Source organism: Arthrobacter sp. K410C (assembly GCF_059090105.1).
Genome location: NZ_JBNHFJ010000002.1, coordinates 225,503 through 251,646, shown reverse-complemented (window position 1 = coordinate 251,646; position 26,144 = coordinate 225,503). Strand labels below are relative to the sequence as shown.

General features: G+C 67.6%; 23 protein-coding genes, 2 tRNA genes and 2 riboswitches. Of the genes, 9 read left to right on the top strand and 16 right to left on the bottom strand.

Features of this window, described 5'->3' with window-relative positions; translation table 11 throughout:
* Positions 1–34 precede the first annotated feature (34 nt).
* From AC5RU7_RS06050 to AC5RU7_RS06040, 3 genes are all read left to right on the top strand, one after another.
* The gene (locus AC5RU7_RS06050; RefSeq protein ID WP_494051528.1) at positions 35–1,258 is read left to right on the top strand and encodes a multidrug effflux MFS transporter; all 1,224 of its coding nucleotides are present in this window, start codon (positions 35–37) and stop codon (positions 1,256–1,258) included.
* A gap of 58 nt (positions 1,259–1,316) precedes the next feature.
* Positions 1,317–1,544 (top strand): hypothetical protein, encoded by a 228-nt coding sequence (locus tag AC5RU7_RS06045; RefSeq protein ID WP_494051527.1) that lies wholly within the window; start codon positions 1,317–1,319, stop codon positions 1,542–1,544.
* A 74-nt stretch (positions 1,545–1,618) separates the two neighbouring features.
* On the top strand, positions 1,619–2,026 hold the full coding sequence (locus AC5RU7_RS06040) for a hypothetical protein (protein ID WP_494010500.1): 408 nt from the start codon (positions 1,619–1,621) through the stop codon (positions 2,024–2,026).
* Between the two features lie 54 nt (positions 2,027–2,080).
* Here AC5RU7_RS06040 and AC5RU7_RS06035 read toward each other — a convergent pair.
* From AC5RU7_RS06035 to AC5RU7_RS06010, 6 genes are all read right to left on the bottom strand, one after another.
* Positions 2,081–2,153: transfer RNA gene (locus AC5RU7_RS06035), tRNA-Asn, on the bottom strand.
* A gap of 146 nt (positions 2,154–2,299) precedes the next feature.
* Positions 2,300–2,372: transfer RNA gene (locus AC5RU7_RS06030), tRNA-Asn, on the bottom strand.
* Positions 2,373–2,449: 77 nt separating this feature from the next.
* Positions 2,450–4,375 carry a DNA primase gene (dnaG, locus tag AC5RU7_RS06025; RefSeq protein ID WP_494051526.1) on the bottom strand — a complete coding sequence of 642 codons (1,926 nt, stop codon included), beginning with the start codon at positions 4,373–4,375 and terminating at the stop codon, positions 2,450–2,452.
* Between the two features lie 82 nt (positions 4,376–4,457).
* Entirely contained in the window at positions 4,458–5,744 is a 1,287-nt protein-coding gene (locus AC5RU7_RS06020; protein WP_494051617.1) for a deoxyguanosinetriphosphate triphosphohydrolase, read from the bottom strand.
* Positions 5,745–5,766: 22 nt separating this feature from the next.
* Positions 5,767–6,948 carry a tRNA dihydrouridine synthase DusB gene (dusB, locus tag AC5RU7_RS06015; RefSeq protein ID WP_494051525.1) on the bottom strand — a complete coding sequence of 394 codons (1,182 nt, stop codon included), beginning with the start codon at positions 6,946–6,948 and terminating at the stop codon, positions 5,767–5,769.
* Positions 6,949–7,002: 54 nt separating this feature from the next.
* Positions 7,003–8,547 (bottom strand): YibE/F family protein, encoded by a 1,545-nt coding sequence (locus tag AC5RU7_RS06010; RefSeq protein ID WP_494051524.1) that lies wholly within the window; start codon positions 8,545–8,547, stop codon positions 7,003–7,005.
* A 54-nt stretch (positions 8,548–8,601) separates the two neighbouring features.
* Between AC5RU7_RS06010 and AC5RU7_RS06005 the strand changes: the two genes are divergently transcribed.
* Entirely contained in the window at positions 8,602–9,381 is a 780-nt protein-coding gene (locus tag AC5RU7_RS06005) for an alpha/beta hydrolase (RefSeq protein WP_494051523.1), read from the top strand.
* 169 nt (positions 9,382–9,550) lie between these two features.
* On the opposite strand, the gene AC5RU7_RS06000 is transcribed toward AC5RU7_RS06005, so the two are convergent.
* The 3 genes from AC5RU7_RS06000 to AC5RU7_RS05990 all read right to left on the bottom strand — a co-directional run bounded on the left by AC5RU7_RS06000 (position 9,551) and on the right by AC5RU7_RS05990 (position 13,099).
* The gene (locus AC5RU7_RS06000; RefSeq protein WP_494051522.1) at positions 9,551–10,585 is read right to left on the bottom strand and encodes a GNAT family N-acetyltransferase; all 1,035 of its coding nucleotides are present in this window, start codon (positions 10,583–10,585) and stop codon (positions 9,551–9,553) included.
* A 2-nt stretch (positions 10,586–10,587) separates the two neighbouring features.
* Positions 10,588–11,973 (bottom strand): glycine--tRNA ligase, encoded by a 1,386-nt coding sequence (locus AC5RU7_RS05995; RefSeq protein WP_494051521.1) that lies wholly within the window; start codon positions 11,971–11,973, stop codon positions 10,588–10,590.
* A 130-nt stretch (positions 11,974–12,103) separates the two neighbouring features.
* Positions 12,104–13,099, bottom strand: a complete 996-nt coding sequence (locus tag AC5RU7_RS05990) for a DMT family transporter (protein WP_494051520.1) — start codon at positions 13,097–13,099, stop codon at positions 12,104–12,106.
* A 32-nt stretch (positions 13,100–13,131) separates the two neighbouring features.
* Between AC5RU7_RS05990 and AC5RU7_RS05985 the strand changes: the two genes are divergently transcribed.
* Positions 13,132–13,362: an RNA-binding S4 domain-containing protein gene (locus AC5RU7_RS05985; RefSeq protein ID WP_009359372.1), complete on the top strand. Its 231-nt coding sequence runs from the start codon at positions 13,132–13,134 to the stop codon at positions 13,360–13,362.
* Between the two features lie 75 nt (positions 13,363–13,437).
* Here the strand turns inward: AC5RU7_RS05985 and AC5RU7_RS05980 are convergent, their stop codons facing one another.
* Complete coding sequence (locus AC5RU7_RS05980) at positions 13,438–14,088, bottom strand: alpha/beta hydrolase (protein WP_494051519.1); 651 nt, start codon at positions 14,086–14,088, stop codon at positions 13,438–13,440.
* 78 nt (positions 14,089–14,166) lie between these two features.
* Here AC5RU7_RS05980 and AC5RU7_RS05975 point away from each other — a divergent pair, with 78 nt between their 5' ends.
* Genes AC5RU7_RS05975 through AC5RU7_RS05965 form a run of 3 tightly spaced genes read left to right on the top strand, consistent with a single transcriptional unit; the run spans position 14,167 to position 16,861 of the window.
* Entirely contained in the window at positions 14,167–15,036 is an 870-nt protein-coding gene (locus AC5RU7_RS05975) for an SGNH/GDSL hydrolase family protein (RefSeq protein WP_494051518.1), read from the top strand.
* Positions 15,037–15,084: 48 nt separating this feature from the next.
* Complete coding sequence (locus AC5RU7_RS05970; protein WP_494051517.1) at positions 15,085–16,263, top strand: winged helix DNA-binding domain-containing protein; 1,179 nt, start codon at positions 15,085–15,087, stop codon at positions 16,261–16,263.
* A 22-nt stretch (positions 16,264–16,285) separates the two neighbouring features.
* Positions 16,286–16,861, top strand: coding sequence for a hypothetical protein (locus AC5RU7_RS05965; RefSeq protein ID WP_494051616.1), 576 nt, complete (start codon positions 16,286–16,288; stop codon positions 16,859–16,861).
* 3 nt (positions 16,862–16,864) lie between these two features.
* On the opposite strand, the gene AC5RU7_RS05960 is transcribed toward AC5RU7_RS05965, so the two are convergent.
* Both AC5RU7_RS05960 and mmsB read right to left on the bottom strand, forming a co-directional pair.
* Positions 16,865–18,349, bottom strand: a complete 1,485-nt coding sequence (locus AC5RU7_RS05960) for a CoA-acylating methylmalonate-semialdehyde dehydrogenase (RefSeq protein WP_494051516.1) — start codon at positions 18,347–18,349, stop codon at positions 16,865–16,867.
* 34 nt (positions 18,350–18,383) lie between these two features.
* Positions 18,384–19,286 (bottom strand): 3-hydroxyisobutyrate dehydrogenase, encoded by a 903-nt coding sequence (mmsB, locus tag AC5RU7_RS05955; RefSeq protein ID WP_494051515.1) that lies wholly within the window; start codon positions 19,284–19,286, stop codon positions 18,384–18,386.
* A 140-nt stretch (positions 19,287–19,426) separates the two neighbouring features.
* Between mmsB and AC5RU7_RS05950 the strand changes: the two genes are divergently transcribed.
* The gene (locus AC5RU7_RS05950; protein ID WP_494051514.1) at positions 19,427–20,326 is read left to right on the top strand and encodes a LysR family transcriptional regulator; all 900 of its coding nucleotides are present in this window, start codon (positions 19,427–19,429) and stop codon (positions 20,324–20,326) included.
* Positions 20,327–20,349: 23 nt separating this feature from the next.
* Here AC5RU7_RS05950 and AC5RU7_RS05945 read toward each other — a convergent pair whose 3' ends face one another.
* From AC5RU7_RS05945 to AC5RU7_RS05930, 4 genes are all read right to left on the bottom strand, one after another.
* Complete coding sequence (locus AC5RU7_RS05945; RefSeq protein ID WP_494051513.1) at positions 20,350–21,468, bottom strand: alcohol dehydrogenase catalytic domain-containing protein; 1,119 nt, start codon at positions 21,466–21,468, stop codon at positions 20,350–20,352.
* Between the two features lie 99 nt (positions 21,469–21,567).
* Positions 21,568–22,950 (bottom strand): MFS transporter, encoded by a 1,383-nt coding sequence (locus AC5RU7_RS05940; protein ID WP_494010516.1) that lies wholly within the window; start codon positions 22,948–22,950, stop codon positions 21,568–21,570.
* Between the two features lie 199 nt (positions 22,951–23,149).
* A complete protein-coding gene (gene metX / locus AC5RU7_RS05935) occupies positions 23,150–24,265 on the bottom strand; it encodes a homoserine O-acetyltransferase MetX (RefSeq protein WP_494010517.1) in 1,116 nt (371 codons plus the stop codon).
* 12 nt (positions 24,266–24,277) lie between these two features.
* A riboswitch (SAM riboswitch) is annotated at positions 24,278–24,394 on the bottom strand.
* Between the two features lie 121 nt (positions 24,395–24,515).
* Positions 24,516–25,841, bottom strand: coding sequence for a bifunctional o-acetylhomoserine/o-acetylserine sulfhydrylase (locus AC5RU7_RS05930; protein ID WP_494051512.1), 1,326 nt, complete (start codon positions 25,839–25,841; stop codon positions 24,516–24,518).
* Between the two features lie 42 nt (positions 25,842–25,883).
* Positions 25,884–26,000, bottom strand: a riboswitch (SAM riboswitch).
* Positions 26,001–26,144 lie beyond the last annotated feature (144 nt).

The window sequence follows — 26,144 nt, the reverse complement described above, 5'->3', positions numbered from 1 at the left end:
AAATCCCGGCCCGCCGGGCCTAGGATTGACATCCGTGACCACTCCCTCCAATCCGGGTGATTTGCTGAGCCGACGCCGGAAGCTTCTGTACATCCTCCTTCTCGGTGCGCTGACGGCCCTGGGTCCGTTCACGATCGACCTCTACCTGCCGGCGTTTCCCGCCCTGGAGGCGAGCCTTGGGGTTACCGAGGCTCAGGTCCAGCTGACCCTGGCCGGGACAACCGTGGGCTTTGCCTTCGGGCAACTGGTGGTGGGCCCGTTCAGCGACAAGTTCGGCCGCAGGTATCCGCTGATCCTGGCCACGGCCCTGCACATCGCCGCGTCACTGGGGGCGGCCCTGTCCACGGACATCACCACGCTGGGCATCTTCCGGGTACTGATGGGCGTCGGCGCTGCCGGTGGCGGCGTGGTTGCGATGGCCATGGTGCGTGACCTCTTCTCCGGGTATGCGATGGTGCGGATGTTCTCCCGGATGAGCCTGGTCAACGGCCTGGCGCCGATCCTCGCACCGGTCATCGGATCGCAACTGCTGCTGGTGATGGAGTGGCCCGGGATCTTCGTGTTCCTTGCCTCCTACGGCACCGTGGTCATTGTCGCCGCCCTGTTCCTTGTCCGCGAGACCCTCCCCCGGGAGAAGCGCGGCCAGAGCGGCATGACCGTCCGGCAGCGTTACCGCGTGCTCTTCAGCGACCGGATCTTCGTGGGCCTGCTCATGGTGGCGGGGCTTAATTTTGGCGGACTCTTCACGTACCTCTCCGCCTCGCCCTTCCTGTTCCAGGACGTGTTCGGGTTCTCGGCCCAGGAGTACGGCCTGCTGTTCGGCATCAACTCCCTGGGCATCGTGGCCGGAGTGCAAACCAGCTCGCGTCTGATCCGCCGGGTTCCCCCGCAGTGGATCATGGCCGGGGCCACGGCCTGGCTGTTCTTCATGGCCATGCTGATCGTGCTGTTCGACCAGCTGGGCTTTGGCCTGTGGGGCGTCATGGTCCCGCTGTGGTTCTACATCATGGGCACCGGATTCATGTTCCCCTGCGTCCAGGTCCTTGCCCTGGCCGGCCATGCCTCCCAGGCAGGCACTGCGGCGTCCCTCCTGGGTGCAGCCACCTTCATGATCGCCGGCCTCATTTCGCCGGTGGTGGGCTGGCTTGGCATCACCAGCGCCGCGCCCATGGGGGCAGTCCAGGCAGGCTGCATCCTGCTGGCCATCGCGGCCCTCTGGCTGGTGGTCCGCCCGCGCACGGTCCCGTCAATCCACTGATGCACTCCATGGACTGTTCCACTGACCAGCCCCGGCAAGCACCCGGAGGGAAGAAGCCATGACCCGCAAGCCCCAGCGCAACGGACGCGGGCTCTTCCTCGGCACGGTGCTGGGCGCCGTCGTGGGCTATTTCGCAGGGCGTGCCCTGGGCAACCCCGCCATGGGCATCGCGCTGGGCGCTGTGGCGGGCGCGGCGCTGCTGTACCGCGTGAACCCGGGCCCTTGGCGCCGGGGCCAGGACCGGGACCGGGACCAGGATCAGGACCAGGACCGGGACCGGCCTTAGCCCGGGAGTCGCCTGGCCTGCCCTTGTCTCCGGAATCTGCCCCCGCTGCGCCCCTCCCGCGATAAAATGTGTCCGTGCCCAGCTGGCAGGATCAACCGCCACTTCCGGCCACATGGCAACGGTGCGACGCCGGGATTCTGCCATTGTGGTGGGAGCGGCTGCGCGCCCAGATGGGACAGCAGTCGGCTGCACTGTACGCGGCCGGCCTCTTTACCGAGGACCGGCGCCGGCCGATTGCCCAATGGTTCAACCCCGCGTTCAAGGCGGCCCTGCTGGTGGCCCCGGAAACCTCCCCGGAATGGCCCGTGCAGCGGTTCGGGATCTTCTACGCGCCGCCGGACACCGGATTCGTCCGGATCCACTCGGCCTCGCATGAATGGAGCCCGCGGCAGCCGCGCCGGTCCCCTACGGAAAAGGAAGCCTTCGAGGCCGCCATCGCCGAGGCCGAGCGGTTCCTGCAGGTGGAAATGGATTTCGTCTGAACATGGAAAAGTCCCCGTCCTTCCAGCTGGAAGGACGGGGACTTTTTGGTGAAGCTCCTCCTGCTGGACTTGAACCAGCAACCCTTCGATTAACAGTCGAATGCTCTGCCAATTGAGCTAAGGAGGAATGAAGCAGGTACGACATTAGCAAAGGTGTCCGGCGAAAGTGAAATCGGCTGATTTCCGCGGCAAAAGGGGTTGCCCCCGGACGCACAGCAGCCCCGCCGGACAACAAAAATCCCCGCTCCGGAAGACCGGAACGGGGATTGGAAGCTCCTCCTGCTGGACTTGAACCAGCAACCCTTCGATTAACAGTCGAATGCTCTGCCAATTGAGCTAAGGAGGAATGAAGCGGGTATTAGCCTAGCAAAGACCTGCCCGGGAAACGAAATCGGGGAACCGGGCCCTGCCGTGCGGGCCAGGCTACGCCTCGGCACGCAGCGCCCGGCGCTCCATTTCCAGCATCAGCAGTTCCCGGTTGAGCCGCTGGTAGGTTTCCGGATCCGCTGCCGGGTCCAGCCGCTGCAACTGGCCCATCTTGTCCGCCTTGACCCGGGTGATCTGCAGCTCGAACAGGCGGGACAGGATGTCCCGGCAGTACTTCTGCACCGCTTCCTCCGTGCTCGCGGGCAGCGGCACCACAGCCAGCTCGGATACCAGCGGCCGCAGCGGTTCCGGCACCTCGTGCATCACGTGCTCCACCCACCGCACGGGATCCACCACCAGGCCCGGCCCGGTGGCACGCATGGCGTCGTGGACGGCCTGGAAAGCCGGGGTGGCGAACCTGGCAGCAGCGAACCGGTCCCACACGCCTCCTTCCAGCAGGGACGGCATCTGGAGGGCCACCTCGAGTGCCTGGCGCTCCATGGAGGCCACGGGGTCGCGGGGGTCCGGCCGGTGGAAGGACGGCACGGCTCCCGTCGACGGACCCGCTGCCACGCCCGGCCCGCCGGCCGGAGCGGGGGCCGGCTGCTGGCCCTGGGGCTGGGAACCGGGTGCGGGCGGGCGTCCGGTGTCTCCGCGCTTAACCGCTGCATTCACCAGCCGCAGCACCTCGTTCGGGTCAGGCATGCCCAGCCAGCCCGTGAGCGCCTGGCAGTAGCCGGTGCGGGTGGACGCGTCGCGGATGGCCGCCACCACGGGCACGGAGGCCTTCAGGCCCTGCACCCGGCCTTCCACCGTGTCCAGGTTGAACTGCTTCAGCGTGGCGCGGATGGCGAATTCGAACAGCGGCCGGCGGGACTGCACCAGGGCGTGCACCGCCTCATCGCCCTTGCTTTGGCGCAGGTCGCAGGGGTCGGCGCCGGTGGGCTCCACAGCCACGTAGGTCTGGGCAGTGAAGCGCTGGTCCTCCTCGAACGCCCGCAGCGCGGCCTTCTGGCCCGCGGCGTCGCCGTCGAAGCAGAAGATCACCTCTCCCCCGGTGCCGTCATCGGACAGCAGCCGGCGGGCAATCTTGATGTGTTCGGTGCCGAACGCGGTGCCGCAGGTGGCCACCGCCGTCGTGATTCCTGCCAGGTGGCAGGCCATGACATCGGTGTAGCCCTCGACTACCACCAGCTGGCGGTCCTTCGCGATGCTGCGTTTGCCGAGGTCGATGCCGTAGAGGACCTGGGACTTCTTGTACAGCGCCGTTTCCGGGGTGTTGAGGTACTTGGGGCCCTGGTCGTCCTCGTAGAGTTTGCGCGCGCCGAAGCCGATGGTGTCCCCGGCGATGTCCCGGATGGGCCAGATGAGGCGGCCGCGGAAACGGTCGTAAATACCCCGGTTGCCTTCGGAAAACATGCCGGTGAGCTTCAGTTCGGCGTCCGTGAAGCCACGCCCGCGGAGGTGCTTGAGGAGCGCGTCCCAGCCTTGCGGCGCGTAGCCGCAGCCGAAATGCTCCGCCGCCGCGCGGTCAAAGCCGCGGCCGTGCAGGAAGGTCCGCGCCTCCGCCGCCCCTGGAGTCAGCAGCTGGGCGCGGAAGAATTCGTCCGCGATCTTGTGGGCGTCCAGCAGCCGCTGCCGGCGGCCCACTTCCTCCCGGTTGGGGCCGGTGCCGCCGTCCTCGTACCGCAGCTCGTAGCCGATGCGGGCCGCGAGTTTCTCGACGGCCTCCTGGAACGAGCTGTGGTCCTGCTTCTGGACGAAGGCAATGACGTCGCCGTCCTCGCCGCAGCCGAAGCAGTGGTAGCGGCCCACCTGGGGCCGGACAGTGAACGACGGCGAGCGCTCATCATGGAACGGGCACAGGCCTTTGAAGGTCCCCAGCCCGGCGCCTTTAAGCGTTACGTAGCCGTCAACGACTTCCTTGATGTCCGTGCGCTGGCGTACTTCGTCAATATCTTCGCGTTTGATCAGGCCGGCCACAGACTAATCCTAGTGTCGGGGTACGACGGCGGCTGGCAGGCCATGGCGTTCGTCACCACAGCATTCATCACCAGGGCGTTCATCACCACAGGGACGGCAGGCTCCCCACCAGGCGCTCGTACATGGCCAGTGCCGAACCGTCCGTCAGGGACGCCACCTGGTCGATTACGACGCGGAGCCGGGCGCCGTCGTCGGCTGCGTCCCGCCAGTCGGCCGCGAACATCGGTTCCAGGTGCCGGTCCCCGGTGGCGCTCAGCGCGGTGACGAGGGCGTGCAGCACCTCGCGCTGCCGCTCGTAGATGGGCTGCCGGTGCTCCGTGGTCATCACGAAGGTGGTGGCCAGGCCCTTCATGACGGCGATCTCCATGACCGTTTCGTCCGGGACCATGAGCTCGGCTTCGTAGCGGGTCAACCTCCCCGGTCCGTACACGGCACGGGTGGTTTCCAGCGCGCTCTGGCAAAACCGGCCGATCAGCTGGCTGGTCATGTTCTTCAGGGCAGCCATGGATTTGCGGCTGCCGTCCGCCTCCCGGACCCACACGTCCGTAGCCTCGAGGCGGGCCAGAGCGGCGTCAATGGCCGCGGGGTCGTTGTGCGGCAAGTACCACTGCTTGGCGTAACCCACCACGCGGGCGCGGTGGTCCGGGTTGTCCATCCACCGCAGCTGGAAGTGCCCGGCCACGATGGCGTCCTCCACGTCGTGGACGGAATAGGAGATGTCGTCCGCGAGGTCCATGACCTGCGCTTCCAGGCAGGAGCGGCGCTCGGGGGCGCCCTGGCGGATCCAGTTGAAGATGGGAAGGTCGTCCTCGTAGGCGCCGAACTTGCTGGTGCGCTGGCCGTGGATGACCGGGGCTTCCAGCGCGGACCACGGGTACTTGGCAGCCGCGTCCAGGCTGGCCCGGGTGAGGTTCAGCCCGGCCGGCTGGCCATCCGCGGTCAGCACCTTGGGCTCGAGGCGGGTCAGGAGCCGCAGGGTCTGGGCGTTGCCCTCGAAGCCGCCGATGGCGTGCGCCACCTCGTTCAGCGCCGACTCCCCGTTGTGCCCGAACGGCGGGTGGCCCAGGTCGTGGCTCAGGCAGGCGGTATCCACCACGTCCGGATCGCAGCCCAGGGCACGGCCCAATTCGCGTCCCACCTGGGCCACTTCCAGGCTGTGCGTCAGGCGGGTCCGGACAAAGTCGTCGGTGTCCGGTGCCACCACTTGCGTCTTGGCCCCCAGCCGGCGCAGTGCGGAGGAATGCAGGACGCGCGCACGGTCGCGCTCGAAGTCGGAGCGGTACGTGCTCTTCGGCGGTTCTTCCACCCAGCGGGCGGAATCGTCGGCGTTGTAGGCGGCGCGGGCCAACGCGGCGGCCGGACCGGCCATTGGAGTCTCAGCCAAGGGAGTTTCAGCCACCGGAAACGTCCAGCTCCGCGGCGGCAATGTCCTTCGACTGCGCGTCGTTGAGCGCCCGGGAGTCCAGCCAGTCCTTGGGCAGCGCCGGCTTCTTCGGTGACCCTGCGCGGCCACGCGGGCCCTCGGAATCGACGCCGGGGTAGGGCACCTCGGGGTCCAGCTCATCCAGGAGCGAGCGCAGGACCTCAAGCGTCGGCACCGTGGCGAGCTTGGCCCGCAGGTCCCCGCCCACCGGGTACCCCTTGAAGTACCAGGCCATATGCTTCCGGATCTCCCGGAGGGCCTTGTACTCATCGCCGCCGAAGGTTTCGATCATCAGCTGCGCGTGGCGGTACACGCCGTCGGCCACCTGGCGCAGGTTGGGCCGATGGCGCTCGTCGCTGCCCTCGAACGCGGCCTGCAGGTCGCCGAACAGCCACGGCCGGCCCTGGCAGCCGCGGCCCACCACCACACCGTCCACGCCGGTTTCACGGACCATCCGTACGGCGTCCTCGGCGGACCAGATGTCCCCGTTGCCCAGCACGGGGATGTCCGGCAGGGCCTCGCGGAGTCGGGCGATGGCGGACCAGTCAGCCTGCCCGGAATAGAACTGCGCCGCGGTACGGCCGTGCAGCGCGACGGCAGTGACGCCGGAATCGCGGGCAATCCGGCCGGCGTCGAGGTAGGTGAGGTGGTCGTCATCGATGCCTTTGCGCATCTTGATGGTCAGCGGGATGTTGCCCTTGGCGGCTTCCTTCACGGCGGTCTGCACGATCGAAGTGAAGAGGTCGATCTTCCACGGCAGCGCCGAACCGCCGCCGCGCCTGGTGACCTTCGGGACGGGGCAGCCGAAGTTCAGGTCAATGTGGTCGGCACGGTCCTCCTCCACCAGCATCCGCACGGCGGCGCCCACGGTGACCGGGTCCACGCCGTACAGCTGGACCGAACGGACCTTCTCGTCGTCGTCGTGGGAGATGATCCGGAGGGACTCGGGGGTCCGCTCAACCAGCGCGCGGGAGGTGACCATCTCCGCCACGTACATGCCGCCGCCGTACTCACGGCAGAGCCTACGGAAGGCGGAGTTGGTGATGCCGGCCATGGGCGCCAGGATCACCGGCGTGTCCACGGTGATGGGACCCAGCTTCAGGGGCGGGAGTTCCAGCTTGGGAGCGGGAGGAGTTGCTGCAACAGTCACCTTTCCATTGTTGCAAAGGCGGGCAAATCGGCTCCCCGCGGCCTTGAGCCGCCGTCAGCCCCGGTCAGCCGCCCGCCGGCCGCGCCGGGTTTGCGGCATCCCGCCGGTGCTGCCGGCGCTGTCGGGGGTTCCCGCGCTGTCGGGGGTTCCCGCACTGTCCGGAGTGCCTGGACTCTCCGCACCGCCGGCGGCGCGGCTGGACCGCCGTTCCAGTGCCGCGGCTGCGAGCGATCCGGTGTCGTCCACCTCGTCCCCAAGCTGCCGGCCGGCATCGGCTGCCCCCGGTCCCGGCACCGCGGGTCCGGTTGTTGCGACGGCGGGCGCGGCCGGATGGACGCCGGTCGCCTTGACCACCAGGACGGCGATCAGCGTGGTGACCGGGATGGCCAGGACAAGGCCGATGGAGCCAACCAGGGTGCGGATCACTTCCTCGGAAAGTTCGGCGCTGGTGAGCGTCTCCCCCAGCGGCCGGTCGTACAGCATCACGATGATGAGGATGGGCAGCGCCGCCCCCGCGTAGGCGAACGCGATGGTGTACACCGTGGAAGCGATGTGGTCGCGGCCGATCCTCATGGCGGAGGTGAACAGCTTGCGTGCGCTGCTGGCGGGTGCCAGTTCATAGAGCTCCCACACGGCGGATGACTGGGTGATGGTCACGTCGTTGAGCACGCCCAGGCCAGAGATGATGAGCCCGCACAGGATCACTCCGGTGATGGAGATATTGGACGACGTGTTCACCAGGGTGGTGGCGTCGTGGTTGCCCACCCCGGCCAGGTTGGCCGCATTCGTAGCCCAGGCCGCCAGCAGCGCCGTGATGCCCAGCCCGAAGATGGTCCCCAGTAAGGCCGTGGACGTCCGGGCCGAGAATCCGTGGGCGAAGTAGAGTACCCCGATCATGATCACCGTGGACCCCACCAGCGCGAGCAGCAGCGGGGGCTTGCCTTCCACCAGGCCCGGGAGCATGAAGCTGGCCAGCACGAAGTACGCGCCCACCAGCCCGACCAGGGCCCGCAGCCCCCGCCAGCGGGCGACGGCGATGACCACCACCGCGTAGAGCAGGGCCAGCAGGACAATGGGCAGGGTGCGGACGAAGTCCACGAAGATGTAAGCGGGCGCACCCTGCGAGGACGCCGCGCCCTGTGCGTTGGACAGATTCAGGTAGCGGATCTGGTCCCCCGCCTTGACCCCGTGCGACTTGGCGATATCCGGATTGATGACCACCTTGACCGGACTTCCGCCCTTGTCCGGCTCAGTGAAGGCGAAGGTGCAGTCCGAGCCCTGCTGCCCCGGATTCTGCTGCTGCGCCTGGCCTTGCTGTTGTTGGCCCTGCTGGGCCGCCCCCTGCATGCAGTTCTCCGTCACCACGCTCTGGATGGTGCCGGTGTCGAACGTCACGCCGGGCGCTGCCGAGTACGGATTGGCCAGCGAGATGCCTTCCTTGCTTCCCGACGGCCAGAGCATCGCCATGCCCGCAAGGGTCAGCAGGGTGATGGGAATCAACACCGCCGCCAGGATCCGGTTGGCTTTCCGCCGGGCAGCCATCGCCTCCGGCGTCGGCTCCGAATGACCTGGAGAAGCGTGGGAGTGGCCGGCGCCCATCAGCAGTGAAACCTCATACGTTGAACTCTACGTCCGGCGCCGTAGGGTTGATAAATGGATCAGTGGGAGGTACCAGGAGTGGCCAACCGAAGCACCGATGACACCAGCGGGCAGGCGTCCGGAAGCGTTCCCGAGCCCGTCCACCAGGCCGTGCTGGGTGTCCTGGAAGCATCCGCACCCACCCGGGGCGTTGCCCTGGTGCTGCACGGCGGAAAATCCCACAGCCGGGAACCGGTGGAAGCGCGGCACCTGAGTCCGGCGCGGATGGTGCCGTTCGCCAGGCACCTGCACCGGGCGGGACGGAAACACGGCCTGGCGGTGTGGTCGCTGCGGAACAGCGTCCGCGGTTGGAACGGGCCGGACATGGCTCCGCTGCAGGACGCCCGCTGGGCGCTGCGGCAGATCGAGGAGCAGCATCCTGGCGTGCCCATCTTCCTTCTGGGCCACTCAATGGGCGGACTGACGGCCGTCTGCGCGGCGGACCATCCGCAGGTGGAATCCGTGGTGGCCCTGGCGCCTTGGCTCACCCCGCAGACTCCGGTGGCCAACGTGGCCGGCAGGAAGGTCCTGATTGTGCACGGCACCAACGACCGCTGGACCAGTCCTTCCCAATCGCTGGCGTTTGCGCGGCGGGCCTCCGCGGAAGCGGCCAGCATGCAGTACGTGGCACTGCAGGGAGCAGGGCATTTCATGCTCCGGAAAGTCCGCCTCTGGCAGACCCTTGCCACCGGTTTCGTCATCAAGTCCTTCAGTGAGGGCACCGGCGCGGATGTCCGGCCGTCCCGCGCCTTCACCCAACTGCTGCCGGAATCGTCGGTACAGGTCACCCTCTGAACCCTGTCCCGGAACCAGCAGCCTGACGGTTGCCCGGACCCATCCGAAGGAACCTCCAGCACGAAACCCTGCTGCTGCGGCGCCTGCTCCAGGCCGGCGTGGACGGGTGCATCCCAGACTTTCCGTTGGCGCTACTTACTTGGGGAGGCGCGCACCCGGTGCCACGCCGTCAGTCCGAGACGACGAGGGTTTCGGCCGCTGCGAGGCGCGCCTTCCCACTCTCCAGGAGGGGTTCGACGGCGGCCCGCAGGGCCGTCATGGAGTCGTCCAGTTCCAGCATGACCGGGTGCTGGTACGCGATCAGCGCAAGGATGTCGCGCACCGCCTCGGCGGCGTCACCGGCATCGAGGGCCGGCTCATGGCCCACGAATACGTCGGTGGGAGCATCGGCTGATGCCGGCTCGGATTCCTGGCCGGGTTCCGGCGTGGCGGGCGCCGCATAGCTCACGGCGAAGGCCCGGATCCGGCCCTTCTTACCGGGCGCCACGCCCGCACCGAAAGCCGACTCCGGCTGTGCCCGCAGCACGATGGCGCCGTGGGCGCCGGTGAGCTCGTCCAGGAACAGTTTCTGCACCTGCCCCACGGACAGCACGCCAGGCGGGTCCCAGCCGTGGATGGACGTGTAGTACCTGCCCACGACGTCCGTCAGTTCCACGGATCCGGTGGCCAGGTCCATCACCACGTCCGAGCCGGCGTTTTCGCCGCTGACCGGCCGCCCGCCGTAGTCCTTCTCCGGAAAGACGGGAAGCCGGAGGGCGCCAGGCTCCACGATGACCAGCCGGGACCGCTGGATGGGCGACAGCCCGGCGGCCTCCGCGAAGGCGGCGCCGGCGGTGCCGGGCTCCACCTTGGCGCGCAGCTTCGTCACGCCCGACGGCGCGTGTTCGGCTTCCCGCCGCAGCATGGCCAGCAGGCTGGCACCGATGCCGGAGCGCCGGTGGTACCGCGCCACCTCGATGTAGGTCCACAGCCGCTCGGGGTGCAGCGAGGCTTCGTAGACGACTCCTGCCGCCACGGGAATGCCGACGCCGTCAAGAACGTCCTCGGCCACGATGCAGCGGCGCCACGGGGTGCCGCCGCCCCCGTTGGAGGAGACCGCCAGGGCGCCGCGGAACTGGCGGGCCTGGGCAGTCTCCGGGCCACCCCAGATCTCCAGAAGCGCCAGGTCGTCGCCCTCACGCCATTCGCGGTATTCGATGGCCATGGCTAGGCCCCGATCAGGCGTGCGGCCAGGTAGCCCTCCACCTTGTCCAGGGAGACGCGTTCCTGGCTCATGGTGTCCCGTTCGCGGATGGTCACGGCCTGGTCCTCGAGGGTGTCGAAGTCCACCGTGATGCAGAACGGGGTGCCGATCTCGTCCTGGCGGCGGTAGCGGCGGCCGATGGCGCCGGCGTCGTCGAAGTCGATGTTCCAGTTCTTGCGCAGCTGGGCACCGAGGTCCTTGGCCTTCGGGGACAGGTCCTCGTTGCGGCTCAGCGGCAGCACGGCGGCCTTGACCGGGGCCAGGCGCGGGTCGAGCTTCAGGACGGTGCGGACGTCCACCCCGCCCTTGGCGTTGGGGGCCTCGTCCTCGGTGTAGGCGTCGATCAGGAAGGCCATGAAGGACCGGGTGAGGCCGGCGGCGGGCTCGATCACGTACGGGGTGTACCGCTCGTTGGTGGCCTGGTTGAAGTAGCTCAGGTCCGTGCCGGAGGCCTTGGCGTGGGTGGAGAGGTCGAAGTCGGTGCGGTTGGCAATGCCTTCCAGCTCGCCCCACTCGGAACCCTGGAAGCCGAAGCGGTACTCGATGTCCGTGGTGCCCTTGGAGTAGTGGCTGAGCTTCTCCTGGGGGTGCTCAAAGAAGCGGAGGTTCTCTTCACGGATGCCCAGGCCGGTGTACCAGGCCATCCGCTCCTTCATCCAGTACTGGTGCCATTCCTCATCCGTGCCGGGCTCCACGAAGAATTCCATTTCCATCTGCTCGAACTCGCGGGTGCGGAAGATGAAGTTGCCGGGGGTGATCTCGTTGCGGAAGGACTTGCCGATCTGGCCGATGCCGAACGGCGGCTTCTTGCGGGACGTGGTGAGCACGTTGTTGAAGTTCACGAAGATGCCCTGGGCGGTTTCCGGGCGGAGGTAGTGCAGGCCTTCCTCGCTGGCCACGGGGCCCAGGAAGGTCTTGAGCAGGCCGGAGAACTCCTGCGGTTCGGTCCATTCCCCACGGGTGCCGCAGTTGGCGCAGGCGATGCCCTTGAGGCCGTTTTCGGCCGGCCGGCCCTTCTTTTCCTCGTACTCTTCCTCGAGGTGGTCCGCACGGTAGCGCTTGTGGCAGGACAGGCATTCCACCAGGGGGTCGGAGAAGACCTCCACGTGGCCGGACGCTTCCCATACCTGGCGGGGCAGGATGACGGAGGAGTCCAGGCCCACCACGTCCTCGCGCCCGCGCACCACGGACTGCCACCACTGGCGCTTGATGTTTTCCTTCAACTCGGCGCCGAGGGGCCCGTAGTCCCAGGCAGAACGCGAACCTCCGTAGATCTCACCGGCCTGGAACACGAAGCCCCTCCGCTTGGAGAGGGAGATGACCTGGTCGAGAACGGATTTTGCTGCCATGGGGGTAACTCCAATTTCTACAGGGCCGCTGGGTGCGGTCCGCGTTATTCAGGCCCCGGGCAACACCAGAGGTATGGCACTTCCGGCGGCCGGGCGGGGCGGATGAAGGGGTGCGAAAAAGCTGCGTGTCCTAGCCTACCGGCCGGCGCCTGCGGAGCGCGCCCCGCGGCCACGGCATGGTGGCGAGGATGATGGCGCCCAGGGTCAGCACGGTGCCCAGGACGGTGGCCGGCGCCACCACTGTGCCGGGGACAGGCAGCACCGCGTCCAGGGCCAGGGAACCGAGCAGCTGGCCGGCGATCATGCCGAGGCCGGTCACCAGAACCCCCAGGCTCCTGACCAGGAGCGCGCCCAGCCCGATGAAGACACAGCCCATGGGCCCGCCCAGGTAGTACCACCACTCCCCCGGCAGGGGATTACCCGGGCCTGCCGCCAGCAGCTTGACGGCGAGCGCCACCCACAGCACCAGGCTGCCCGCCACGAAGTTGACCAGCGTGGCGGCGATGGGTGTTCCGTAATGCATGGTGGCGGTCCCGTTCATGGCCTGCTGGAAGCTCATCAGGAACCCTGCCGCGACGGGAAGCAGGAGGGGAAGGAGCAGACCGGCAGGGCCGCCGTCGCCGGCTGCACCGGTGCCGGTGAAGCGAGGCGAAACAGCCCAGGCGACGGCTGCGATGGTCAACACGCAGCCGATGATCCGGATGCCGGTGACCGGCTTCTTTCCGGCCGGGCCGAGGCCCAGCCGGTCCACCAGGAGGCCGCTCACAGTCTGCCCGGTGACGGTGGCCACCGTGAACAATGCGACGCCCAGGACGCCCACCGTGAAGGACTGGGCAAAGACAAACAGCGCGCCGATGCCCCCTGCCAGGACGTAGACGCGGGGAAACGCCCTGGCCCGGACGGCGGGAAGGATCCGTGCCAGCCCTGCGCGGCCGCGGGGCAGGAGCAGTGAGATGAGGATCATGACAAGCAGGCCTGTGCTGAAACTCACCACGGCAGCGGCGATGCCGTCACCCAGGCGGGCTCCGAGTGCTCCGTTGATCCGGCCCTGGACCGGGATGGCGAGGCCGGCGCCCACCGCCAGCGGTAGGCCTGCGAGGACAGGCAGGCGGGAGGTGGAGGTCATTGAATCCACCTTACGTCAGGCATTATTGCTGTATGAGCAACCCCGTTGAGGACGTCCCCATCCGCGACAGCATGATCCGCCTGGGCCAGCTGCTGAAGCTCGCCAACCTCGTGGAGGACGGCGTGGAGGCCACCGAGCTGATCAAGAACGGGCTGGTCAAGGTCAACGGCGAGATCGACGACCGGCGCGGCCGGCAGCTGCGCAACGGCGACACCGTCACGGTGAACAACCAGACCGTGAGGGTCGTCGCTCCAGAGGCCTGAGGCCCCTGGACGGCGGATGTTGTGCAGGCGCTGGGCGGGGCATCCTCCGCACGCCGCCGCCCGCCGTCGTACTCCTTACTTCTTCAGGACCTCGTGGGTGAGGAACTCGCCGACGTGTCCGATCTCCTGCTGGTTGATGCCGTGCCACATGCCGGTATAAAGCACCTTGGTGAGCTTGACGTGCTTGCGGACCCAGGCCATGGTGAAGTCGATCTTGTCCGGGGTAATCACCGGGTCCTGCTGGTCGCGGCCCCAGAACATGGGGACGGTGCCGTCCAGTTCATGGTCCCGGAACGTGGGGTCGCCGTCCGCGTCCACCACGAAACCTGACAGGCCGACGACGGCTGCGAAGTCCGTGGGCCGCTGCCGCAGCAGGGTGGTGGCCATGGCCATTCCCATCGAGAAGCCAAGAAGGGTAACCGACGGGTGCCCCACCCGGATCGCGTCGATCCACTCCAGGACGTAGGCAGAGGCCGCCTTGACCCGCTCCAGGGAGTAGTCGATGGACGCGGTGAGCGGGAACCAGGTGAAGCCGGGACCCATGGCGATGGGTGCCCGCACGGAGGCGACGGCGAAGTCCCCCGGCAGCAGGTCCGCGAGGCTCAGCAGATCCTGCTCGTTGGCGCCGTAACCATGCAGCAGCACCAGCAGCGGCTTCCCGTCACGCTGGTCCTCAGGGTGGGACCACAGGACGACAGGGGCAGGAAATACTTCGGCTTCAGTCATGGTTTCCATTCTTACAGGTACCCGGACGCAGCAACCTACGTTCGCGTAGCCAGCAAGCCGGAAGGCAGGATAGGGACCGTGACCGACGCAAGTGCCATCCAGACGCCGCCCGCACACGCCGGATCCCACCCCTGGAGCCGCTATGTGGCCATGGGTGATTCCTTTACCGAGGGCATCGGCGACCCCGAACCCTCCAGCCCCGGCGGCTACCGCGGCTGGGCCGACCGCGTGGCGGAGGAACTGGGACGAAGCCAGCCGGACTTTGCCTACGCCAACCTGGCCGTCCGCGGCAGGCTGCTGCAGCAGATCGTGGATCAGCAACTGGCCCCCTGCCTGGCGCTGAAGCCGGACCTCGTCACCCTGTCCGCCGGCGGCAACGATCTGATCAGGCCCGGCGGCGATCCCGACGCCCTGGCCGAGAAGCTCGATTCCGTGGTCCAGATCCTGGCCATGGGCGGCGCCACCGTTGTCCTCTTTAACGGCCCCGATACCGGCTCCTCCGTCCTGGGCCGGATCCGGAGCAAGGTGGCCATCTACAACGAAAACCTGCGCACCGTCGCGGCCCGGCATGACGCCATCATCGCGGACATGTGGTCCCTCCGGCAGCTCAGCGACCCCCAGATGTGGGACCAGGACCGGCTGCACTTTTCGCCGCTCGGTCACCACACCATCGCGGCGATGGTGCTGGACGCGCTGAACGTGGAGCACGCCCTGGAACCGCTCCGGCCCAAGCCGCTTCCGCCCCGGTCGTGGCGGGAGGCGCGGTCCGGCGACCTGGTGTGGGCCCGCGAATACTTCGTCCCCTGGGTGCTGCGCCGCCTGCGGCAGCAGTCCTCCGGTGACGGCATCACCGCCAAGCGTCCGACGCCGGGTCCCGTCTTCGGCCCGGGCGTCCCCCTGGGCTCCGGCGAGGGACCGCTGGGAAACACCGGGGCAGTCCGGCGGTAGCTGGCCGCGGCAGATCAACCCCGACGGCGGGCAACCCAGGCGGTGGGCATGGAACCTGATGCGGTGGTGCGGCTGAGGCTGCAGGCCCAGATGCTTCGCGAACCCCGCGCGGGGTCCCCACAGGCGGCACTCCGGCGGCTCCTGGCGGTGCAGGCACAGGAGTTCCCCTATGCCCGCTGGAGCCTGGCCCAGCGTGTAGCTTCCACCGGACGCTCCCCTGTAACGGCTGCAGACATTGAGCAGGCCGTGGCCGACGGGACAGTCCTGCGCACCCACATCCTTCGGCCCACCTGGCATTTCGTCCACCGCGAGGACCTGCGCTGGCTTTCGGCCCTTTCCGCCCCGCGGCTCCACCAACTCAACGCACTGACGTACCGGCGCACCGGGATCGACGCCGCCACGGCCAGGCGGACAGGCGAGGTGCTGGCCAGCGCTGTCGCGGGCGGCAACCACCTGACCCGTGAGCAACTCGCCGGAAAGCTGCAGACGGCCGGCTTCGAGGCCAATGGGCTGCGGCTTGCCTACATCATCATGCACGCCGAGGTCAGTGGCGTTTTGGCCAGCGGCACGCCTGTCCGCAGCCGCGGCGGGGCGCTCAAACAGACCTATGCGCTCTTTGACGAGCGGGTTCCTCCCGGTCCGCAGCCGGCACCGGCCCGGGAGGAAGCCCTGGCTGAACTCGCGTGCCGCTATTTCACCAGCCGGGGCCCTGCCACGGCCAAGGACTGCGCCGGGTGGTCGGGACTGGCGGTGACGGACGTCCGGAAGGGGGTGCGGCTGGCCAGGGAGGCACGGCCCGAAGCGCTGGCCGCCACGGTGATTGACGGCGTCGAGCACTATTTCGCGGCCGCCGGTGCGCATCCAGGGACTCAGGCCGGCGGTACACCGGCTCCGGCACCGTGGATCGACCTGGTCCAGTGCTACGACGAATACATCATGGGCTACTTCGCCACCCGGCACTATATGGGCGGCGGCGCCCCTGCCCTTCCCTTGGCCGGCGAGCCCATCCACGTGGTGCTGCTGGACGGCCGGATGGCAGGCTCGTGGCGGCACAGACTGCTTCCGGACCGCTGCGAACTGGATATCCGCCTGCATGATCCTGTCAGCGCCACCCCGGGATCGCCGCCGGCCGCCGCAGTCCAGGAAGCCGTGGACCGGTACGCCGCCTTCATCGGACTCCCGGCCATCCGGGTACCGTCCGGGACTAAACTTGAAGGACACACATGAGAGGCGCAGCACCGTGAGCAACATGTTTTTCTGGATCATCATCCTGTCACTCCTGATCCCGGTGGCCATGCGGATGTACCGGAAATCGGTGGCCCGCCGGAACTACGACCAAAGCTTCCCCGGCCGCTACCCCGAACAGTTCCCCGGCGCAGGGCAGTTTCTAGGTTCAGGACAGTTTCCCGGTTCCACCGGTCCGCAGAGCAAGCAGCCCCGTGACGGCTATACCCAGCAGGACTACTTTGCGGGCGGGTTCCGCCAGTTGGACCGGCCGCAGCCCCTCGACAACCCGCAGCCCCTGGATGACCCTCACCCGCTGCCCAACCAGTACGGCCAGCCGCCGGTGCCGCCCATGGGCAACGGCAACTGGGCCCCGCAGGAACCGCCGTTCCAGCAACCGGGCATCCGGCAGCAGGGCGGGCAGCAACCTGCCGGGAACCCCGCCCCTGAACAGCCTTCCGCGCCCGCCACTCCCCCGCCGCCGTCGGCACCGCAGGGATTCCGGGCCCGCAAGCTGGCGGAACTGGACCAGCAGTACAGCAACGGCGAACTGTCCATGGAGGAGTACATGGCCCGCCGCGGCGAGATCATGAACGGCTAGGGCTCAGTCCACCTGGGGGAATCCGAGATCGATCACCGAGGTGGACGGGTCGGGCCACCTGGTGGTCACCACCTTTCCGCGGGTGTAAAAGCGGATGCTGTCCGGACCGTACATGTGGGTGTCTCCGAACAGGGAGTTTTTCCAGCCGCCGAACGAGAAGGCGCCCACAGGTACGGGGATTGGCACGTTAACGCCTACCATTCCCGCCTCAACGTCGAACTCGAACTGCCGCGCCGCACCGCCGTCGCGTGTGAAGATGGCGGCACCGTTGCCGAACTCGTTTTCATTGACCAGCCGCACGGCGTCGCTGTAGCTCTCCGCCCGGACCACGGACAGGACGGGGCCGAAGATCTCGTCGTCGTAGACCCTCATGCCCGGCTTGACGTGGTCTATCAGGCTGACGCCGAGGAAGAAGCCATCCGAGGCGAATTGCTGCTCCCGCCCGTCCACTACCACGCTGGCGCCTTCGCTTTCCGCTCCGGCCACATAGGACGCCACCCGGTCGCGGTGTTCGGCCGTGATCAGCGGCCCCATCTGGGAGGACGGATCCGTCCCGGGGCCGATCTTCAGGTCCGCCATCCGGCGTTTGATGGCTGTCACGAGGTCATCGGCGATGTTGCCCACCGCCACCAGGACGCTGACAGCCATGCACCGTTCGCCGGCCGAGCCATAGGCGGCGGACACCGCAGCATCAGCCGCCATGTCCAGGTCGGCGTCGGGCAGGACCACCATGTGGTTCTTGGCTCCGCCGAGCGCCTGGACACGCTTGCCGTGATCCGCGGCGCGCTTGTAGATGGACTGGGCAATGGGCGTGGAACCTACGAAGCTGACGGCTTTGACATCCCGGTGCTCCAGCAACACGTCCACCGCTTCCTTATCGCCCTGGACCACGTTCAGCACCCCCGGAGGCAAGCCTGCCTCCGCGAAGACCTCCGCGATGAAAACGGCAGATGAAGGGTCCTTCTCGCTCGGTTTGAGCAGGACCGTGTTGCCGCATGCGAGCGCACTGCCGATCATCCACAGCGGAACCATGGCGGGGAAGTTGAACGGGGTGATGCAGGCAACCACGCCCACGGGCTGGCGGACGGAGTGGACGTCCACACCGCCCGAGACCTGCTCGGAGTGCTCGCCCTTGAGCATGTGGCTCAGCCCGGTGGCGAACTCGATGTTCTCCAGGCCGCGGGAGATTTCGCCTTCAGCGTCGGAGAGCACCTTGCCGTGTTCGCTGGTAAGGATTGCCGCCAGCTCCGGCTTGCGCCGGGCCAGGATGTCGCGGACTTTGAAGAAGATCCCGCTGCGCCTGGCGAGGCTCGTAGCCCGCCAGCCCGGGAGTGCCGCCTTTGCTGCCGCAATGGCTTCCTCCACCCGGGCGCCGGACGCGAGCACCACCTGTTTTTCCTGTTCGCCGGTGGCAGGGTTGAAGACGGGGCCAAAGCGTTCTGCCTCCGTAACCCGCTGTCCATTGATGATGTGGGGAATGGTCTGCATGGATGCCTCTTTCGGAATGGTCTGCCTGCGGGTGTTAGTCAGCGGTGCGGAGCGAGCCGTCTACCAGCTTGATGATCATGGAGCAGTCCTTGCCGGCTTCCCCCGCGTCGACCAGGCGCTGGAACAGCTGCTGCACGTGCCTGCCGAGCTCCAGCGGGGTGCCGGTGTCCTCGGCAGCACTGATGGCCAGCCCAATGTCCTTGTTGGCCAGTTCCGTAGTGAACGTGGGCGCAAATTCGTTGTTCGAAGCGGCGGTCTCCACCACGCCCGGGACCGGGTACCAGGTTCGCAGCGCCCAGCTGTCCCCCGACGAGACCGAGGCGATGTCCCAAAAGACCTGCTTGTCGAGGCCAAGCCGGTCTGCCAGCACGGCACCCTCAGCCGTTGAGGCGAGGTTGATGAACAGCATGAGGTTGTTGCAGATCTTGGCTGCCTGGCCCGTGGTGGCGCCGCCGGTGGGAATGATGTTGGCGGCCATCGGACGGATGTACTCCGTGGCGTCCGCCACCGCTCCCGGCTCCCCGCCCACCATGAAGGTCAGCGTCCCGGCCTTCGCCCCGCTCATGCCGCCCGAAACCGGCGCGTCAACGAAGCGGAAGCCGGCGGCAGCAGCGGCGTCGTGCAGTTCCTGCGCCGCTGCGATGTCGATGGTGGAGGAATCAACCAGCAGGGTGCTGGTACCTGCGGCGGCCAGCACTCCTTCCGGGCCCAGGTACACGGCCCTGGCATGCTCGCCCTTGGGGAGCATGGTGAAGACGGCGTCGGCTCCCTCCACTGCTTCGGCAATGCTGCCGGCGGGCTTGACCCCGCCGGCCTCCGCGGCGGCAAGGGCTGCGGGGTTGAGGTCGAAGCCGCGCACCTCATGTCCGGCCTTGGCCAGGTTCACGGACATGGACCCGCCCATGTTCCCCAGTCCAATCCATCCGATTACTGCCATCGCCCGGGCTCCTTTGCTCTGCGGCCGGCCGCCATGGCCGGACCGCCCAGTGACAACGGTTACATGCTGTTAGAGTGCAATCAAGGGGAAAAATCACAGACAGTATGTGCACTGATGCACATTGACGGAAGGTTGCACCAGTGGCCCGGCTTCCCAGCCCAGACGACCTGCTGATTCTCCTGACCGTGGCACGGCTGGGACGGTTCAACGCCGTCGCCGAGAGCCTGGGAACCACGCACACCACCATTTCCCGCCGCATCCTGGCATTGGACCGGCAACTGGGCGGCAGGACGCTGGAACGCAGCCCGCAGGGCTGGGAGCTGACCGAGCTTGGCGCCTCCGCAGTGGCGGCCGCCGAGGCCATCGAGGAAACGCTGGGCTCGCTTGCCGGCACCATCGGCCAGGAACGCGATGCCCTGTCCGGCATGGTCCGGATCAGCACGTCGGACGGTTTCGGCGCCGAATTCGTGGCTCCGGCGCTGGTACGCCTCCAGCAGCGCCATCCCCTTCTGAATATCGAGATGCTCAGCGCAACCCGCAAGGTCAGCCGCAACCGGTCCGGAGTTGACCTGGAAGTGGTGGTGGGCGGAACCGACGTCAACAATGCCCAGACGATTTTCCTTACCAACTACTACCTCCGGCTTTACGCCAGCGCCGCCTATGCAGCCCAGCGCGGACTGCCGGAAACGCCCGACGGCGTGGGGCAGCACGGCTTCGTGTCGTACGTCGAATCCGCCCTCCAGGTGGCGGAACTCGGCCACCGGTCCTCGCAGCTGCCCGCGCCGAAATCCAGCTTCCAGGCCACGAGCATCTTCGCCCAGGTGGAGGCTGTGCGCAGGGGCGCGGGCATCGGGCTGCTTCCCAACTTCATGGTGGCCCGCGACCCCGGTTTCATCCCCGTCCTTCCGCACGATTTCGAGCGCCAGCTTCCCATCTGGGCAGTGGCGCGGCCGGAGTCGATGCGGTCCGGGCGCGTCCAGGCGGTCATAGCCGCGCTCAAGGAAGAAGTGGCGGCCCGGCAGGACCTGCTGGTCGCCTGAGTCCTGCCGCGGGCGGCAAGCATTCAGGGGCGGAACAGCCGGCGGACCACTTTCCCGGCCGCCAGGGCGTCCAGGCCCTCATTGATCTCGGCGAGCGGGCGCGTGTCCGAATGCAGCAGTTCCACCGGCAGCCGGCCGTCCCGCCAGTAGCCGAGATAGCGCGGGATGTCCCGGCCGGGGACGGCGTCGCCCATGTACGAGCCGAGCAGCCGCTTGCCCGCACCCGCAAACTGGAGCGCCGGGACGGCCAGTTCCGCGGACGGATGCGGCAGGCCCACCGAAACCACGGCGCCGCCCCTGGTCACCAGCTCAAGGCAGGAGGCGATGACACGGGCGGAGCCCACTGCCTCCACGGCAACATCCACGCCGTCACCGGCGGCATCTGCAATCAGCCTTGCAGCGTCCTCTGGGGTACCCGCAGCGCTGGCACCACAGTCCAGGGCCAGCTGGTGCTTGTCCCTGTTTGGATCAATGGCGACGATCGAGCCCGCACCGGCGATGCGGGCTGCCATGACTGCCGACAGGCCGACGGCGCCGAGGCCAAACACGGCTACCGACTCCCCGCCGTCGACCTTTGCCGTATTGAAGACCGCGCCCATGCCCGTCAGCACCGCGCAGCCGAACATCGCGGCAACCGTGTCCGGGACGTCGTCGTCGATCACCACGACCGATTCGCGCGCAACCACCGCGTAGTCTGCGAAAGCCGACACGCCAAGGTGGTGGTTGATGCGCTCCCCTGACCGGGTCCGCAGCACGGCCTCACCGTGCAGGAGGTCGCCGGACCCGTTGGCTTCGGCGGCACGGTGACACAGGGCGGGCCGGCCTGCCCGGCAGGCGCGGCAGTCCCCGCAGCTTGGAACGAAGACCAGCACCACGTGGTCGCCCTCGGAGACACCGGTGACTCCGCTGCCCACCGAGGCCACCCTGCCCACCGCCTCATGCCCCAGCGCCATCGGCAGGGGCCGGACGCGCGAACCGTCCACCACGGAGAGGTCGGAGTGGCACAGGCTCGAATACTTGATGGAAATTCCCAGCTCGCCTGCCCGCGGTTCGGGCCGTTCCAGCTCCTCCACCGTCAGGGGGCGGGCGTCGGAGTACCTGGTTCCCGCGGGAACGGTGTTGTAAAGGACAGCGGCTCGCATGGGGGTTCCTTGGTGTGGTTGGGGGTGGTGGTCATGCGGCTGCCCGGACCCGGAATCCGGGCCCGGGCAGCTGCCTTACCTGTGGTGCCTGGCTGCGTGCTACTTCTTGCTGGCAGCGAGGAGGTCTGCGGTGCCCTTGGCATCCGCGGCGTCGACGTCATGCAGTGAGATGCCCCTGGTCTCCTTGAGGAAGAGCACGGACACCGCCGTCACGATGCAGGCGGCCAGGAGGTAGAGGGCCACCGGAAGGGATGAATTGAAGTTGCCCAGCAGGGCGGTGGCGATGATCGGCGCCAGCGAGCCGGCAACGATCGAGGTCACTTGGTAGCCCAGGGACACGCCGGAGTAGCGCATCCGGGTGGGGAACATCTCGGCCATGATGGACGGCTGGCCCGCGTACATCAACGCGTGGAAGAGCAGCCCGATGGTGATGGCGGCCAGGATGACCATGTCATTGGCTGTGTCCATCATGGGGAAGGCGAAGAAGCCCCAGGTTCCGCCGAGGATGGCGCCCGCCATGTAGACGGGCCGCCGCCCGAAGGCGTCGGAGAGCTTGCCGACCAGCGGGACGGCGCAGAAGTGGATGAAGTGCGCCACCAGCAGCAGGAGCAGGATCCGTGAAGTGTCCGTCTGGACAACCACCTTCAGGTACGTGATGGAGAACGTGACCACCAGGTAGTAGAGGATGTTTTCGGCGAACCGGAGCCCCATGGCGGTGAAGACGCCGCGGGGGTAGCGGCGGAAGACTTCGGCAACACCGTAGCCCTTCTTTTCCGCGGTGACTTCCTTCCGGGCTTCGATGAAGATCGGAGCGTCCTGGACCTTGGTGCGGATGTAGTAGCCGATGATGACGATGACGGCGGACAGCCAGAACGCCACGCGCCAGCCCCAGCCGAGGAAGGCTTCCTGGGACAGTGTCGAGGACAGGGTGAACAGTACGCCCGTGGCCAGCAGGTTGCCCATTGGAACAGCAGACTGCGGCCAGCTGGACCAGAACCCGCGGGACTGGTTGGGGCTGTGCTCTGCCACCAGCAGCACGGCGCCGCCCCACTCACCGCCGACAGCGAAGCCCTGCACGAAGCGCAGGAACACCAGGAGGGCGGGAGCCCAGTAGCCGATCTGGGCGAAGGTGGGCAGGCAGCCCATGAGGAAGGTGGCCACACCCACCAGGATGATGCTCAGCTGCAGGAGCTGCTTGCGGCCGAACTTGTCACCGAAATGGCCAAAGACGATGCCGCCGATGGGGCGGGCCACGAAGCCTACGGCGTAGGTGACGAATGCGGCAATGATGCCGTCCAGTTCCGTGCCTGAGTTGGGGAAGAACGTTTTGCCGAACACCAGTGTGGCGGCAGATGCGTAGAGGAAGAACTCGTACCATTCGACCACCGTGCCGGCCATCGAGGCCGTGACGACTTTCTTCAGCCCTGAGGCCTTAACATCGGTTTCCTCGAGCCGCCGTGTGGCGGAGTGTTCCGTACTCATGAGTGAACTCCTTTGGCGTCTCCGTCGACACCACAATGGGGATCGGACAGCGGTTTTGTGGTGAGCACCACAAAACTGCAGGTTCACACGAGTATTGTCTGGTGACGCGCTGAGCTCAACGCCGAATACTGCAGGAAGCATCTGCAAAAATGCACATCCAGCACTGCGGCCCGGTGGGAACCGCGGGCTCGGCAGGGGTTCAAGGCAGGAGGTGCTCGCGGAGCTGGTCCCCGAGCTGCCCGATTTCCGTCAGGAAGCCGTCGTGGCCGATCGGCGCTTGGATCAGATGCACGTCCACGTCCCCGGGCAGTGCGCGCGCCAGCTCCCGCGACTGGGACGGGAAGTAGAGCCGGTCCGAATCGACTGCAGCAATGAAGAACCGGGCTTCGGAACGGGCCAGCGCTTCGGCCAGCGTTCCGCGTTCCCTGCAGACATCGTGGCTCATCAGCGCCTCGGTGATGGCGATGTAGCTGTTGGCGTCGAAGCGCTGGACCAGCTTGTTGCCCTGGTGGTCCAGGTAGCTCTCCACCTGGTAGCGGCCGCGGCCCGACAGGCAGTCAGCCTGCAGCGGTGATTCCGGGGCCTGGGGCTCCCGGCCGAACCTGCCCTCCAGCTCGGCGGCGGAGCGGTAGGTGATGTGCGCGATGCGCCGCGCCAAGGCCAGGCCTTCCTCGGGGAACGGGCCGCCGTAGTAGTCGCCGCCGTTGAAGTTGGGGTCCTGGCGAATGGCAAGGGTCTGTGCCTGGGCAAACGCGATTTGCTCTGCCGTGCTGGCGGCGCCCACGGAAATCACGGCGCAGCGCTGCACCCGCTCCGGGTAGGTGATGGCCCATTCCAAGGCGCGGGCACCGCCCAGGGAACCCCCTAGGACTGCGTACCAACTGCCGATGCCGAGCTGGTCTGCCAGCCGGGCTTCGGCCACGGTGCTGTCCCGCAATGTCACCAGGGGGAAGCGGGAACCCCAGGGTGTCCCGTCCGGGGCGGGCGACGACGGCCCGGTGGACCCGTAGCAGCCGCCCACAATGTTGATGGACACCACGAAGAACCGGTCCGTGTCCACGGGGGCACCGGGGCCGGCGAGCTGTTCCCACCAGCCGGGTTCGTCGCTGTCGCCGCGGGTGACATGGGTGCTGCCGGTCAGGGCGTGCTCGATGAGGATGGCATTGCTGCCGTCCGCGTTGAGCGTGCCCCACGTTTCGTAGGCGAGCGTGACGTCCGGCAGGTAGCCGCCGGCTTCCAGTTCCAGGCCCCCGATGGAGGCGTAGCGGACAATTCCGTGCTCGGGAACGGTGGTAGGGGTGACGGTAACCGTCATGGCAAGACCTCTTCTACGCGCTTGCCCACCGGCGGAATGACCGGCAGGCCAGGTCTTCACCCGGGGCACCCCACCGCGGAAGGAGGGTTGCCGGCCAGCAAGCCGGGGCTGTCACTGGCACTCATGACCTGGTTCGAGTGTACGAAACACCACCCGGCCCGGGCCAAGAGTGTGACTGGTTGTGACTTCCCCGGCTTTGCGCACGCAGGCCGGCCACCCGCCGTCGGGCCCTGGTCCCCGGACCGTCCGCTCAGGCGCCCTGCGCCTCCTTGGCGGCACGGAACCCGGCTTCAAGGTCGGCGAGGATATCGTCGATGTGCTCCAGGCCGACGGAGAGGCGGACCAGTCCCGGAGCGACGCCGGCCGCCGCCTGCTGCTCCGGTGACAGCTGGCTGTGGGTCGTCGACGCCGGGTGGATGACCAGCGAGCGGACGTCCCCAATGTTGGCCACGTGCGAGTGCAGCTCCAGGGCGTCCACGAACCGCTTGCCCGCCTCGGCACCGCCGGCCAGGTTGAAGGCGACAATGGCGCCGGTACCCCTGGGTCCGTACTTGCGGCCGCGCTCGTACCAGGGGCTGGAGGGCAGCCCGGCGTAGGCGACGGATTCGACGTCGTCCCTTGCTTCCAGCCACCGCGCCACCTCCCCGGCGTTGGCCACATGGCGCTCCACGCGCAGGCTCAGGGTCTCCAGGCCCTGCGAGATCAGGAAGGCGTTGAAAGGCGAAACGGCGGAACCGAGGTCGCGCAGGAGCTGGACCCGGGCCTTGAGGATGTAGGACAGGTTGGCCCCCAGCGCCCCGCCCTCGCCCAGGTCGCGGCCGTACACCAGGCCGTTGTAGGTGGGGTCCGGGGTGTTGAAGCCGGGGAAGCGTCCGGGGTCCTTGCTGAAGTCGAACTTGCCCGAATCAACGATGACGCCGGCGATCGCGGCGCCGTGGCCGCCCAGGTACTTGGTGGCCGAGTGGACCACGATGTCCGCGCCCCATTCCAGCGGCCGGATCAGGTATGGCGTGGACAGCGTGTTGTCCACGATCAGGGGCACGCCGGCCTCGTGGGCGGTGCGGGAGACGCCCTCGATGTCCAGCACGTCCTGCCGCGGGTTGGACACCACTTCGGCAAAGAAGAGCTTGGTGTTGGGCTGGACCGCCTCGCGCCAGTGGTCCAGGTTGTCCGGGTCCGCCACGAAGGTCACCGAGATGCCGAACTTCTTCAAAGTGTGGGCGAACAGGTTGTAAGTGCCGCCGTAGAGGCTGGGGCTGGCCACGATGTGGTCGCCGGCCTCGGCGATGTTTAGGACCGCGAATGTCTCTGCCGCCTGCCCCGAGCTGAGGAGGAGCGCGGCCAGGCCTCCTTCAAGGCTCGCAATCCTCTGCTCAACGGCATCCTGGGTGGGGTTGCCGATGCGCGTGTAGATCGGGGCAAGCTCGGCGAGGGCGAAGCGGTTGGCAGCGCTCTCGGCGCTGGGAAAGACGAAGGAGGTGGTCTGGTAAATGGGCAGGGCGCGGGCGCCGGTGGCAGCATCCGGTTCCTGGCCGGCGTGGATCTGGCGGGTTTCGAAGGACCATCCGTTGGACATTCAAGGCTCCTTTGATTGGGCCCGGCATGCTGGAAGCACCACGGGCCGCGCTTGCCACCCGGCCTTCTTGCCGGACGGCCAGGTCCTCACCCGGGGCACCCCGCCGCGGATGGAGGGTTGCCGGCCAGCGAGCCGGGGCGGTTGCTGGCACTCATGACCTGAGCCCAGTGTAGGAATGTGGCCGGCCCGGCGAACAGCATTGTGACGAACATGGTCCCGTGTTCCTGCCATGGAGCAGGTTTCGAGGGTGCTGAAATCGGAAAATCCCAGTAAGGGTATCCTTAGCTGAGAGCCCGATCACAA

What these genes read in the sequence shown, in the direction of transcription:
- AC5RU7_RS05970 (WP_494051517.1), top strand. Translation starts at nt 15,085, where the DNA reads ATGGAACCTGATGCGGTGGTGCGGCTGAGGCTGCAGGCCCAGATGCTT.
- AC5RU7_RS05945 (WP_494051513.1), bottom strand. Translation starts at nt 21,468, where the DNA reads ATGCGAGCCGCTGTCCTTTACAACACCGTTCCCGCGGGAACCAGGTAC.
- AC5RU7_RS05990 (WP_494051520.1), bottom strand. Translation starts at nt 13,099, where the DNA reads ATGACCTCCACCTCCCGCCTGCCTGTCCTCGCAGGCCTACCGCTGGCG.
- AC5RU7_RS05940 (WP_494010516.1), bottom strand. Translation starts at nt 22,950, where the DNA reads ATGAGTACGGAACACTCCGCCACACGGCGGCTCGAGGAAACCGATGTT.
- AC5RU7_RS06005 (WP_494051523.1), top strand. Translation starts at nt 8,602, where the DNA reads ATGGATCAGTGGGAGGTACCAGGAGTGGCCAACCGAAGCACCGATGAC.
- AC5RU7_RS05995 (WP_494051521.1), bottom strand. Translation starts at nt 11,973, where the DNA reads ATGGCAGCAAAATCCGTTCTCGACCAGGTCATCTCCCTCTCCAAGCGG.
- AC5RU7_RS06010 (WP_494051524.1), bottom strand. Translation starts at nt 8,547, where the DNA reads ATGGGCGCCGGCCACTCCCACGCTTCTCCAGGTCATTCGGAGCCGACG.
- AC5RU7_RS05960 (WP_494051516.1), bottom strand. Translation starts at nt 18,349, where the DNA reads ATGCAGACCATTCCCCACATCATCAATGGACAGCGGGTTACGGAGGCA.
- metX (WP_494010517.1), bottom strand. Translation starts at nt 24,265, where the DNA reads ATGACGGTTACCGTCACCCCTACCACCGTTCCCGAGCACGGAATTGTC.
- AC5RU7_RS05985 (WP_009359372.1), top strand. Translation starts at nt 13,132, where the DNA reads ATGAGCAACCCCGTTGAGGACGTCCCCATCCGCGACAGCATGATCCGC.
- AC5RU7_RS05965 (WP_494051616.1), top strand. Translation starts at nt 16,286, where the DNA reads ATGTTTTTCTGGATCATCATCCTGTCACTCCTGATCCCGGTGGCCATG.
- mmsB (WP_494051515.1), bottom strand. Translation starts at nt 19,286, where the DNA reads ATGGCAGTAATCGGATGGATTGGACTGGGGAACATGGGCGGGTCCATG.
- AC5RU7_RS06020 (WP_494051617.1), bottom strand. Translation starts at nt 5,744, where the DNA reads ATGGCCGGTCCGGCCGCCGCGTTGGCCCGCGCCGCCTACAACGCCGAC.
- AC5RU7_RS05980 (WP_494051519.1), bottom strand. Translation starts at nt 14,088, where the DNA reads ATGACTGAAGCCGAAGTATTTCCTGCCCCTGTCGTCCTGTGGTCCCAC.
- AC5RU7_RS06000 (WP_494051522.1), bottom strand. Translation starts at nt 10,585, where the DNA reads ATGGCCATCGAATACCGCGAATGGCGTGAGGGCGACGACCTGGCGCTT.
- AC5RU7_RS05930 (WP_494051512.1), bottom strand. Translation starts at nt 25,841, where the DNA reads ATGTCCAACGGATGGTCCTTCGAAACCCGCCAGATCCACGCCGGCCAG.
- AC5RU7_RS06045 (WP_494051527.1), top strand. Translation starts at nt 1,317, where the DNA reads ATGACCCGCAAGCCCCAGCGCAACGGACGCGGGCTCTTCCTCGGCACG.